At 68.5% G+C, this 12,443-nt stretch carries 9 protein-coding genes; 2 read left to right on the forward strand and 7 right to left on the reverse strand.

What is annotated here, in order from left to right:
* The first annotated feature begins 225 nt into the window (after positions 1-225).
* Complete coding sequence (locus BJF83_RS12630; protein ID WP_262391500.1) at positions 226-1,980, forward strand: NAD+ synthase; 1,755 nt, start codon at positions 226-228, stop codon at positions 1,978-1,980.
* A 74-nt stretch (positions 1,981-2,054) separates the two neighbouring features.
* Here BJF83_RS12630 and BJF83_RS12635 read toward each other — a convergent pair whose 3' ends face one another.
* The 5 genes from BJF83_RS12635 to BJF83_RS29045 form a co-directional block, all read right to left on the reverse strand.
* Positions 2,055-2,537, reverse strand: coding sequence for a hypothetical protein (locus tag BJF83_RS12635; RefSeq protein WP_075926437.1), 483 nt, complete (start codon positions 2,535-2,537; stop codon positions 2,055-2,057).
* Between the two features lie 349 nt (positions 2,538-2,886).
* Positions 2,887-3,672, reverse strand: coding sequence for a hypothetical protein (locus tag BJF83_RS26750; RefSeq protein WP_143831865.1), 786 nt, complete (start codon positions 3,670-3,672; stop codon positions 2,887-2,889).
* A gap of 44 nt (positions 3,673-3,716) precedes the next feature.
* Entirely contained in the window at positions 3,717-4,229 is a 513-nt protein-coding gene (locus tag BJF83_RS29040; RefSeq protein ID WP_143831866.1) for a hypothetical protein, read from the reverse strand.
* 800 nt (positions 4,230-5,029) lie between these two features.
* Positions 5,030-6,946: a protein kinase gene (locus BJF83_RS12650; RefSeq protein WP_262391501.1), complete on the reverse strand. Its 1,917-nt coding sequence runs from the start codon at positions 6,944-6,946 to the stop codon at positions 5,030-5,032.
* Entirely contained in the window at positions 6,946-7,212 is a 267-nt protein-coding gene (locus BJF83_RS29045; RefSeq protein WP_262391502.1) for a hypothetical protein, read from the reverse strand. The genes BJF83_RS12650 and BJF83_RS29045 overlap by 1 nt, the downstream gene beginning before the upstream one ends.
* Before the next feature lie 865 nt (positions 7,213-8,077).
* On the opposite strand from BJF83_RS29045, the gene BJF83_RS12655 reads away from it, so the two are divergent.
* The gene (locus BJF83_RS12655; protein ID WP_075926441.1) at positions 8,078-9,430 is read left to right on the forward strand and encodes a hypothetical protein; all 1,353 of its coding nucleotides are present in this window, start codon (positions 8,078-8,080) and stop codon (positions 9,428-9,430) included.
* A 111-nt stretch (positions 9,431-9,541) separates the two neighbouring features.
* Here the strand turns inward: BJF83_RS12655 and BJF83_RS12660 are convergent, their stop codons facing one another.
* Together BJF83_RS12660 and BJF83_RS12665 are read right to left on the reverse strand one after the other, a co-directional pair.
* Positions 9,542-10,798, reverse strand: a complete 1,257-nt coding sequence (locus tag BJF83_RS12660) for a hypothetical protein (RefSeq protein WP_316042266.1) — start codon at positions 10,796-10,798, stop codon at positions 9,542-9,544.
* Positions 10,799-11,148: 350 nt separating this feature from the next.
* On the reverse strand, positions 11,149-11,793 hold the full coding sequence (locus tag BJF83_RS12665) for a YigZ family protein (RefSeq protein WP_075926442.1): 645 nt from the start codon (positions 11,791-11,793) through the stop codon (positions 11,149-11,151).
* Positions 11,794-12,443: the final 650 nt, after the last annotated feature.

Raw genomic sequence — 12,443 nt, forward strand, 5'->3', positions numbered from 1 at the left:
TTTTCCTCCGGGACGGGTCCGCGCCCCACCGGAATCGGAACGCAGTACCAGATGCCAGCCCACCCGGCTGGGACGGAATTCCGCTGTGATGCGAATCACATCGGAAATACCGCCAAAGCGACTGGGAATGGCTATGCGCACACGCTCAGCGACCACCCGAGAATTCGGTGTTATACAACTGAGACATGTTGCGTGCCCGTTAACTCCTTCGCTACTGTCGCCGCCGTGGTACAACTTCGTATAGCCCTGGCCCAGACCAACCCGACCGTGGGTGACCTGGAAGGCAACTGCGACAGCGTCCTCGCCCACGCCCGCCTCGCGAGTGACGCTGGAGCCCATCTCGTCGTTTTTCCCGAGATGGTCGTGACGGGATACTCGGTCGAGGATCTCGCCCTGCGGGACGCTTTCGTGTCCGCGTCCGTCAAAGCCACCCACGCCCTCGCCGAACGCCTTTCCGCGGAGGGCCTCGGACACTTTCCGGTGGTCGTCGGCTTCCTGAGTCGCAGAGAAGGACCGGGAGCCCGGTTCGGCCAACCCTCGGGAACCCCGCAGGACTCCCTCGCTGTCCTGCACCACGGCCGCGTCCGGCTCGTCTCGGCCAAACACCACCTGCCCAACTACGGCGTCTTCGACGAGTTCCGCTACTTCGTCTCCGGCGACACCCTCCCCGTCCTCCGGCTGCACGGCGTCGACATCGCCTTCGCCATCTGCGAGGACCTGTGGCAGGACGGCGGGCCCGTCGCCGCCGCGGCCGAGACCGGCGCGGGGATGCTCATCACGTTGAACGGCTCCCCCTACGAACGGCACAAGGACGACGTCCGCCTCGCGCTGTGCCAGCGGCGCGCGCGCGAGATCGGCGCCGCCATCGGCTACGTCAACATGACCGGCGGCCAGGACGACCTGGTCTTCGACGGCGACTCCCTCATCGTCGACGCGGACGGCGACCTCGTCGCCCGAGCCGCGCAGTTCGACGAGGAGCTGCTGATCACGGACATGCGTCTGCCCGAGGCCCGGGCGGGTTCGGACCGGTTGGAGCGCACGGGCGGCTTCCGGATCGTGCGGTACACCGTCTCGGACCAGCCCCTGGCGCCCTACGAGGCGCGGCGGCCGGTGCTCACCCCCCGCCGCGACCCCCTGAGCGACCTCGGCGAGGTCTACACCGCGCTGGTCACCGCCGTGCGCGACCACGTCCGCAAGAACGGGTTCACCTCGGTCATGGTGGGCGTCTCCGGCGGCGTCGACTCAGCGCTCACCGCCACCGTGGCCGCCGACGCCGTCGGGGCGGCCAACGTGCACGCCCTGCTCATGCCGGGCCCGGACACCGACGACGGGGCGCTGGGGGACGCCGAGGACCTGATCAAACGGCTGGGACTGACGCGCAGGCTCTACCCCGTGCACCAGTTGGTCGACGCGCTGGAGTCGGCGGTCACCCTGGAGGGGCCGAGGCGGCGCGACCGGTCGACCCAGGCCAGGGGCGCCCTCGTCATGGCGCTCTCACGGGAGGAGGGGCACCTGGTGCTGGCGACCGGGAACAAGAGCGAACTGGCGACCGGGATGTGTGTCCACCACGGCGACGGCGTGGGCGCCTACGCACCGCTCAAGGACTGCTGGAAGACCCTGGTGTGGGAGCTGGCCCACTGGCGCAACGCCCACGACGCCAAGGAGGGGCGGATCCCGCCGATCCCCGGGCGCTCGGTCAGCCGCGACCCGATCGGCGCGTGGGACACGGTGACCCCGCAGGTTCCGCCGCCTCCGGCGTACGAGGTGCTCGACGCGCTGCTGGACGCCTACATCGGCACCGACCAGGGCGCCGCGGCGCTGGTCGCCGCCGGGTTCGACCCGGACCTGGTACGCCACGTCATCAGGCTGGTCGACCGGGCCGAGCACAAGCGCCGCCACTACCCTCCGGGCCCGAAGATCACCCGGCGCAACCTGGGGCGGGACCGGCGGTTGCCGATCACCAACCGCTGGCTGGCCTGATCCGGTCGCGGCGGGCGGCGACACGAGAGCGGCCGTTCGGGCGGCGTCCCGGCGGCTGGACGGCCGCTCATGCGTCAGGAGAAGAGGGGAAGCGCGGCGACCACCAGGGCGACCATCGCGGCCAGGGACAGGACGAGGAGCACGACGTCGGCGGCCAGTGCCATGCGGCGGCGCTGTCGGTAGCGTGCCAACTCCTCCTCGGTCTCCGCGTCGATGCGTTCGAGTTCCTCGTCGACCCTGGCCCGATAGGCGTCGAACTCCTCGTTCAGTGACTCCACTTCACGGCGCCCGCGCTCCTCCTCAGCGATCTCGGCCTGGCTGGAGGGCGAGGACATGATGTCCACCAGTGAATCGACGATCTGCTGTTTTCGGTCGACGAGCTTCTTCTCCGTGCTCAGGGCCGTGACCGAGATCCGTTGCCTCCGCTCCATCCTCCGGGTCGTGATCGCCAGACCGGCATCGTAGAGGGGCCGTTGGTAGACCCGCAGAGCCGAGTTGGCGGCGATGACCGCTGCGACGACGAAGAAGAGGGAGAAGGCGAACTGGTCAATGTCCAACGGAGTGCTCCTCCCAGAGGCTGGACGTACTCGGTGCGCTGATCGGTGTCACGGCGACCGCGATCGCGGGAGCGTTCTGCGACCTCATCTCAGTGAGCCCCCCGCTTGGGCCCTTTTCGGGGCAACGGGAACCTACGGGGGGCCGGCCCCAGGAGCGAACGCGCGTCCGCCCCCGTCTGAGAGAGACCCTTCTTCTCCCGGACTGCCTTGTCCCGATTGATCTCCTCAGCGATCTCCTTGTACACCTGTTTGTAGGTCTTGCTGTCAAACTGACCCGGCCCCAGGATGGCGCGTGGATCCTCCCCCATCGGAGAGAGACCCGACTCCTCCCGAGCGGTCCTGTCCCGAATCATCGCCTTGGTGACGTCGCGTACGCCTGCGTGTAGGTCCTCCTGTCAAATCCATCCGACCCCGCCTGCTCCGCCCAGTCGATAGCCAACACGTAGGATTCCACACCAGCTGACTTGATGATTTCATCGACTCCCTCCGGGTATCCGGACAGGAAATCATCAAGAAATTTACTCGAGTCTACCAGATTCCCAGTTCTGACAGCCTCTGAACCATTGACCGTGTATTGAACCCCGGGAACATCGTAGGTCCTATTATAGTGCCTGGCCAACATTGCCTCTGTGCTGCGATATACCTCCACATCACGGCTAATCCGATCCATTTCATCCGGCGAGGCCTTCAACCTCCCTTGAATCGGAAGATTAAATTTCACTCTGACACCAGGCTGCATCGCACCTTCGTAGCTGTGGCTGACCCAATGCTTGTTGTGGAGCCTGTCGATCGCACCTCCAACGAGATCGCCAAGACTGTTGAATTCGACAAGGTCGGATTCGATCCGAGCCTGCGCCGCTTCATTTCTTGCCCTCACACGCTCAATCAAGAGAGGGTCAAGCTTCGTAGCCCAACCCGCTCCCTTAATCTCGATCGCGTTTTCCGTGACTTTTCGCCGACCGTTCCTCAGGACGTCATGGCGGTGGTGGTCCGATTTCTGCCTCTTGATCGGCAGGTACCGGGCGGCGAACGCAGCCGCAACCGCTCCCCCCATCAGGACAAGCGTACCGACCGCACCCTGAGCTGATAATCCCCTGAGCATCGACTCAAGAATGCTCAGCAGAGATCCAGTCAAACCTTCCCCCCAAGATTCTTCTCATACATATATTGCAATCCAATCTATTCCACAATAAGCACTCCGGCCACCAGGACAGCGAGCAGCACGGCAAAAGCCGCATAGAAGTACCAGGAGAGGTTTTTCCATTTTGGCGCAGCACCGTACCACTGCCCATCCACACCCCCTTCGTCGATCGAAATATCTGCGGCCTCACGTTCGACCCTGACCACTTCCTTAATCTCCTCGTCGAGCTCCTGGATGTGGCTCGAGTAGTCCGCAAACCTCTCGTCTAACCGAGTGGAATCACCCGCAGATTCACGTGGTACACCAAAGTGCCTTCGATGGGTAGCCAAGGAGGACATGTTATCCAGCATTGAGCTTTTCTCCCTCAAGGCACTCCTTCCAATACTCACGCATGTCGCCCTCAGATCCAGCGCGCGCACAAAGTCCAAAGCCTCCCTGAACTGGGCAACGCTCCGCAAGTGAGCCCCAGATCCATAAAATGACTCCGTCACCAAAACACGCAATACATAGAGCACAGCAACTGCCACAAATATCGTTACCATAAAATCCATTTAAAAGGATCCAATCGCATCACCGACAGGCGATTCAGAGAAAAGCTAAAAGGCACCCCTGCCTCGCGGCCGAGAATCCGACGGCCTCCTGTTAAGCCCGCGCCTATCCAGTTCGCTGTCGAGCCCTCGCCTATCCGCTTCGCTGTCGAGCCCTTGCCTCTTGAGATTTTTCCGTTTCAAAGGGGCCCCCGATTGCTCGCGAGCTGTAGCGTCAATCGCGTCCCGAATTGCAGGCACCCTGTACATCGACCTGGCCGCCGCAGCTCTGCGATCCGTCGCTGCACTGATAACATTCTCAAGGGTGCCAATGGCACCTTCAATGACTTCTAGTCCGTCTTCCTTGGACCATTTCTTCGGGGTATGCTCAGCTCTCTTATCGCGATTGGTTCTAGCCGTATCATTTACTGCGCCCTCCACATAGTGATTTGCTAGTTCGTTCCTAGCGACATGCACGTCGTGGCGTGACCGCCACAGTACTCCGAAGGCCGCCCCACCCAAAACCCATGGGAACATGGTGGAACTAGTGAGAGTCGCCAATATTGCGCCCCAGATTTCCATGATCCGACAGCCTTTTCTCTTCGGACTGACCCATCGACCGAACAACCCTCTCAGCTCTAGCTACGGAGAGGAGTCGCTCGGCACCGGAAAGGATCGAGGGCAGGGATCCCCGTTGCACATATGAACAGTGTGCCCAGCGGAAACCCCCGTTGAACAGGTAGTTAAACGCCAGGGTGGGCTACATCATAGGGACTGGCGGGACATTTGTCCCCCTATGGGACTGAACTCACCGATGCCCCAGGTTAGACGTGTCTACGTCGCCGCTCAGGGCTCCCCGTCGGCCCCGCCTCGGTCGGTGCAGACTCCTGCGAGGGGGCGAGGACGTCGGCGGACTCCACCGCGACCACCCGGAAGCAGTACTCCACGGTGGGGTTGAGCCCGCTGATCTCCACCTCGGCCTCGCCGCTCTCCACGTCCGCCATCGACGACGACGCGCCGCCCACCGGCCCGCCCACCACGTAGTGCGGGGTGTCGCCGCCGGTGTTGTCGGTCCAACTCAGGGAGACGCTGAAGGACTCGTCGACCACCGCCACGTCCGTGGGAGCGATGTCCGTGCCGGTCTCGGGCCGGGTATCCTCCCCGTCCTCGACCGCGGGTTCGGTGCTCTCCCCCTCGGCGGCATCGGACGGCTCCGCTTCGGGAGCCCCGGAGGACGACAAGGAGCTGCTCAGGACGTAGCCGCCCGCCCCCAGTGTCAGGACCACGAGCACCGCGAGCCCCGCCAGCGTGAGCACGCCGGTCAGCCTCTTCCGCCGCTCGTCCGGGTCCGTGCGGTGGTCATCGATCCCGGAGGGTAGCCGCCAGTCGACGGGTTCGTCGGCCGACCACCGCGCGGGTTCGGGAGTCCAGCCACTCGGGCGCGGCGGCTGCGCGGGCCGGACGGGCGGCTCAGGACGTCCGAACGGCGGTGGCGAGGGCGGCGGGGCGGGATGGGACAGCGCGGGGGTGAGGGAGGCGGACGACGCGTCCCGCGCGGGCTCCCGGTCCTCGTCCTCCGGCTCGGCGGGGGCGTCCTCGGCGACGCCCGACGTGCCGCGGGCCTCGAACGAGGGCCGCTCCGCCGCGGGCGCGGGTCCGGAATCCGGATCCTCCCACCAGGGGATCTCCTCGTCCGCCACTCGCTCCGGCGTCGACCCCCCATCTGTGGCGGTGTCGTCGGTCCCGTCAGCTCCGGTGGACCCGCCCGACCCCGCCGGTGTCCCGCCCACGGCATGACGGTGCTCGGGATCCTCCCACCAGGAGCCCGCCCCTCCGGCGTCGGCCGGGGGCCCGCCCAGCGGCTCCGTGCCCTCGGACCCGTCCCACCACGAACCGCCTCCGGCACCTACGGCCGATCCCATCACCGGCGTCGGCTCGGTGCCCTCCGACCCCGCCGCCTCGGGATCCTCCCACCACGGGGCCGCCGCGTCCGGTTCGGTGGACGCCTCGTCCTCCAGTTCGGTGGCGTCGGCGTCCTCCCACCAGGGGGCCTCCCCCTCGTCCTCCTGCTCGGTCTCGCCCAGTGTGGTCACCGGAGCGATCTGGTCGGCTCCGGCCCGCGACGGCCCCTCGGCGGGCTCTTCGGGAGCGGCCCCGCGTTCGGAGTCGGCTTCGGGGCGGGACACCGACCGCTCCAGCCGCAGCGCCTCGGCGAACTCCTCCGCGCTCCCGATCCGCTGCTCCGGGTCCTTGGCCAGCGCTCGGCGCAGGACGGCGTTCAACCACTCGGGCACGTCCGCACGGGGCACGTCGGACTCGGGCGCCGTGAGCAAACGTGTCCGGTACTCCTCCAGGCTGACGGGCGCGTCCTCGTCGTCGAACGGGGCGCGCCCCGCCAGGAGGGTCCACACCGTGGAGGCGAGCCGGTAGACGTCCGACGCGCGGCTCGGACCGGCCCCGCGCAGCGCCTCGGGAGGAGCGTGCCGCAGCGTCGCCCGCGAGTGGTACACGGGCGGGAACGGGTGGTCCGTCGGCAGCGCCGCACCGAAGTCGATCAGGGCCGGCCCGGCGTCGGTCCGCAGGATGTTGGCCGGGGTCACCGCGTGGTGCAGCAGGTCCAGCCCGTGCACGGCGACCAGCGCCTGGGCGACGGTCACGCCCACCCGGACGGCCTCGTGGACGGGGATCGGGGCCCCGCGCCGGATGACGTCCTCGTAGCTGCCGTCCGGGGCGTACTCCATCAGCAGGTACGGCCGCCCCGCCTCGGTGGCGCCGGCGCCCAGCAGCGGCTGGACGCCGGGGCTGAGGGAAAGCTCCTCCCACAGGCCGGTCTCGTCCCGCCTGCCCTCGACCGGGCGCCGTCGAGGACCTTGGCGACGACGGAGGCGCCGTCGAAGTCCAGCTCGCCCTGGTACAGCACCGCGTCGTCGCCGCGGTACAAGGTCGCCAGGGAGTGCGTGCCCGGAACCAGCGACGCCGGTTCCCTCCGACGCCCGTTCCTCCTCATGCTGTGCCTCCTGACCACGTTCCCCGTGTGCGGTGGAGGGCACGAAGGCACGGATGGGTCCGCTCCGACGTGCCGCCGCCAGACTCGATGCTCGGCGGAACGGAGAAGTTTTCGGGGGCGTCGCTTCGCGCCCGGATCAGCGAGCGTAGCGCGTCAGGCCCGCGCCTGGGCGGTGGAGGCGGCCGCGGCGGGGGCCGGGCCGCGGCGCGCGTCAACGGTCGGGGCGGGAACCGCTGGGATCGGGTGGGGTCAGGCCGTGTAGCCCTTGCGCCCCTGGCCCCGGGACCTGCGCAGATACGCCGCCAGGCCTCCGTCCTTCCGAGACCCCGCCGCTTCGCCCACGTATGAGCCCAGGCTGTTCGTCGGGTCCTCCTTCCGCTGCCTGGCTACGCCGCGCATGAACGACCCGGCGTCGCCTCCGCTTGTGGAACCGCGCGACCTTTGGACGGCCGCTCCCGCACTCGTCTCACGCAGACTCTTGGTGGAGGGTCTGCCCGCTCTCTGGGAATCGTTGGACTCCTTAAACGCTCTGAAGATGTCCCCGATTCTGGTCTTGTCTGGGTCTTTTCTCGCCATAGGAGCGCACCTTCCACGACTCGTCGGCACCATTGCCGTCCGGGCGCCTCGTCGCGCCCGCGCGCCGATGGTAGTGGGGCCAGCCGCATCGCGACAGACGGGCGGGCGCGAATGTTCCACTCCACCACCGGCGTTGAGCCGATCACCGGCTGTAGCCGCTGATGCGAACCTCAGCGTCGGTCTCCGCCGTGATGTGCCGCCTGGCACTGCCCGCCAGGGATATCATCCGCTCAACAGGCGGTCGCAGCTGTCCCCAGCCCCGGACTCCCCCCGACGGATTGGACCCTCAGTGTCAGAACCGCGTCCCGTCCCCTCCACCCCCGATCCGCTTCGCGCCGCGTTCGACGGGGTCGCGAAGGCCTACCTCGATCTCCTCGACCCGCGCGTCGCCTTCTCCGAGATCCCCGGCGACCTCATCGGTCGGGCGTTCACGGCGTGGAGCGCCCGACAAGCGGGCCCGAGGACCTCGTGGGACGACGCCCTGCGCAGGACGTTCCCCCACGGGGCCAGCGATCACACGAATCTGGTGGGTCTGGCCGAGGCCCTGCTGCGCCGGGACCGCCCGTTGGCCGCGGCGGCGGTCCACGCGGAACGACTGCACGCCACCGACTACCAGGAGAGGGCGTTCCGGACGAGGCGCGCGGAGATCGAGCACTCGATCGCGCGCCTACTGGAACGGGCCGACCGCCCCCGTGACGCTCTCCAGATGTACCTGTTGGCGTTCGAGGGGTTCTCCACGGATCCGCGACGCTCCGGATCGGCCCAGGAGTGCGCGGACTCGGTGATCAGGGTCCGCGACGCCGTCGACGCCCTCGACTCCCTCAACAGAGCCGTGGTCCGGGAGACACAGGCCCAAGCCGAGCGGGCCGTCGCGAACGAACTGAAGCGGCTCGCCGCCCAGGACCGCGAGTACTTCACGGGCACGGCCACGAACGGTGTGGCCCGGCCGGAGTTCGAGAGCACCGAGGACCTCCTGGACCGCTGCAAGCGGCATCTCGACGACGGGAACCACGAGCGGGCCGAGGCGGTCGCCCGGCGGATCCACGCCCGGTTCACCAGTTGGGCTCCCACGTTCCACGGCGTCGTCAACGCGACGAAGCTCGCCGAACTTCTGGAGGCACGCGGCAGAGCGGCCGAGGCCGAGCCGCTGCGTGCGACCGCCTACCACGCGTCCGAACGGCTGTACGGGCCCAACGATCCGCGGACACTCGAAGTCGTCCGCGACTACGTCGACAACCTCAAGCTCACCGGCCAGTACCGGAAATCGTCCGCGGTCGCCAAGGCGGCGCAGAAGAAGGCCGACAGGGCGTTGCGGAAGGCCCACGGGATCCGGGGTCTCATCCGCTCCCGCGGACGCCACGATCTGCTCCCGGTCGTCCGAAGGGCGCTCGATGCCGCGATCACGTCTCTCACGATCAGCCACCAGCTCGGTCACGCGCGCGCCCTGACGGGTTTCGAGTCCGTGGATCCGGCGGTCCGGACGCTGCCAGGGGGTCGTCCCCGGCTCTACACGAACACCGGACAGCGGTTGCCAGGCGCCGTCCGCAAGGCCCCCGGGGATGGGGCGGTCCGAAGCGCGGTGTCGGAGGTGGTGAAGCGCCTGCCCGGCGGCCGGCGGCGCACTGCGCGTCCCACGGCCTGAATCCGCGAGCCGGGCATCCTCGGCGACGGTGCGGGCGGTGCGGGTCTCGGACGCGACCCGGCGCCCCCTCGCGCCGCTGCGGGACCGGCTCCCCGTCGTCAACCGGGCTCTTCAGCCCGTCTCGTCGTCGGGCTCGGCGGGCTCGTCGGACGCGTCGCCGGTCGGCTCCGCCGAGGGCTCCTCGTCCGGCCGCGGACCGAAGACGAAGCGCTGCCGGTCCCGCACGAGGACGGCGTGGCCGCTGTCGTTGACCGCCTCCACGTAGGCGGACAGCTCGTCGGCGACGACGTCCATCGTCTCCGCCTCCAGAACCAGCTGTTCGTCCGCGCCGTCGTTGGTGCGGGAGTCTGCGTAGACGAGGCCCTCGTGCGTGAAGGCGGGGGAGATCGACACGTCGTCCTCCTCCAGGCCCCACAGCACCTCGCCCCGCGCGAGGTCGACGGCGAGGAGGGTCGCCTCTCCGCTCGCCTGGGGCAGCAGGAGGGTGCCCGTGGTGTCGTCGTAGAGGCTGCCCGCCGCCTCCGCGGAGTCGAAGGGCTCGCCGACGGGGTTGGGGCCGGGTTCCTCCAGGGCCCACAGGAGCGCGCCGTCGCCGCGGTCGTAGACGGCGAGCGTGGACGGCTCCTCGCGGCCCGCCCAGCGCACGACCAGGACGTCCGATCCGGATTCGGGATCCTCGGCGTCCTCGTCCTCGTCCTCCTCCCCGGGCAGCGTGTACATGCCGAGCACGCTCGGGACCGGGGCCGGGGCCGAGGCGGGCCGCCCCAGGTCCTCGTCGACCCCGCTGACCGACCACAGCTCCTCTCCGGCCGCGTCCTCGTCCAGGGAGGCGGCGCGCAGGACGGGGCCGCCGGGGGCCACCAGGACTCCCCCGTCCCAGGCCGCGACGGGGACGCCCGCCACGGGCACGTCCTCGTCCGTCTGGTCGCCGCCGTCCTCGGCGTCCTCCTCGGGTTCCGCGTCCGGGTCCGCCGAGGGCTCCCCGTCCGCCGGAGCCGGTGAGTCGAACGCGTACTCCCACAGGGTCCCGCCCGCGGTGTCCAGAACCGCGTAGTCGCCCTCGGGGGCGTCGAAGCTCCACCCGTCGGGGTACCGGACGGCGACGCCGCCGAGGTAGGTGTCGCCCTCCTCTGCGGCCTCCCACACGCGTTCCCCCAGGGCGTCCAGCACGAAGGGGCCGTCGTCGTCGGTCATCCGCAGGACCGTCGCGCCCGCAAGGTCGGTGTCGAAGCCGCGGAACCGGGCCTCGCCCTCCCAGAGCGTCTCGCCGGTGGCGGCGTCGTGCAGCAGGTGGCGGTCGGCGCCGCCCGAGCTGACGAGGAAGGCCGCGCCGACGGGGCTGATCCGCACGCCCAGGGGGTCGTCCATGATCTCGTGGACGTCCGCCTGGTCGCCGTGCAGGAAGCGCAGGACGGCGCCGTCGATCCCCGGCGGCGCCTGTCCGTCGAAGGAGGTCGCAGCGGTGAGGGCGGACCTCGGGTTCCGGCGCGGGCCGGCCCTCGGGTTCGGGGGCGGCGGTGCACCCCGCGGCCAACAGCACCGCGAGACCGCAGGACAGCACCTGGGGCACGCGTGGGCTGCGCATGGACGGTGACTCCCCACGAACGACGACGTATACGGCAAATCCTAGGCCGGGCGTCGGCGCGGCGACACGGGCGGGCGTCCACTCGTTACGCAGGTGTGAGCGTCGGGCACCGCCGGTGGCACACGCCTGGTGGTCAGGGCGTCGCCGAATCGTCGGAGCCGGGCTCCACCTCGACGACCGTGCGGCCCCTGATCCCGTACTCCGCTCCGCCTCCGGTCAGTTCGGCCAGTCGGACGCCGAAGTCGGTCAGGTCGGCCTCGGGCAGGGCCACCTCGATCCGGACCCGGTCCTCGTAGGCGACGTCGCGCACGATCAGCGGCGAGCCGCGCAGGTCGCTCTCCAGCCGACCGCCGAGGACGTAGTCGGCGAACACGTCCACGACGAGCAGACGCCGCCGCTCCAGGACCCCGACCTCTTCCACGGCGGCGGACACGGCGTTGCCGTAGGCCCGGATGAGGCCGCCCGCGCCGAGTTTGACCCCGCCGAAGTACCGGGTGACCACGGCGACCGTGTCGGTGAGGCGGCGGTGCCGCAGGACCTCCAGCATGGGTGTCCCGGCGGTGCCGCCGGGCTCGCCGTCGTCACTGGAGCGCTGGACGCCGCCGTCCTCGCCGAGCACGTAGGCGGTGCAGTTGTGGTTGGCGTTCCAGTGCTCCCTGCGCCGCTCGGCGATGAAGTCGCGGGCGGCCTCCTCGCTGTCCACCCTGGCCAGGGCGCAGATGAACCGGGACTTCCGGATCTCGGTTTCGACCTCTCCGCTGGTCCTGATCGTTCTCATAACACCTGTTCAGTAGGGGTCTAGGGTCTTGGGGTGTTGGTCTTGACTCGGGTTCGCTTCGGTTGTCTGGGGGTAGCGTGCTGACTTCGTGCTGACCCTCTCACAGCCTCGGGAACCCCTTCAGCAAGGCACTCTGAACAGTCAGGAGGCCCTGTCTCGGACCAAGGTCCGGGATGGGGTCTCTCGCATGTCCAGGCACCGTGTCAGCACCACCAGCACGGGGCAGGCACGCCAACCGCTACGACCCACGGTAAGGCCCCTTACCTTGCCCGACCCCCTCTGTGGCTCCCAGGGCCTCTCAGAAGTGGCAACAGGCGGTGTTGCCAGTAAGGCCCCTCCTACAGCGTGCCCTGTGCGTGCTGTCTCCCCTGTGCCTGTGATGCACACGTGCTGACCCTGCTTGTCGCTGGTTCTCACTGACTCCTGTTGAGCCCACAGCTTCCAACCCTGAACACCTGTTGACCTTGTGTCCTTGAGTGCTTCCAGTCGACAGCCACGAGCAACGTGACCAGTAATCACGTTGCTGCTGACTTAGCTTCTCGGAGACCCATCTAGGTCCTGTCTGGAGTTCGAATTATGGACGCGGTGCGATGCTGCGGAGCCAGAGCATCGCACCGCATAGGTGCAGCCCGGCCTCGTAGCTCTCCGGG

It is taken from the genome of Nocardiopsis sp. CNR-923 (assembly GCF_001942255.1).
GTDB lineage: Bacteria > Actinomycetota > Actinomycetes > Streptosporangiales > Streptosporangiaceae > Nocardiopsis.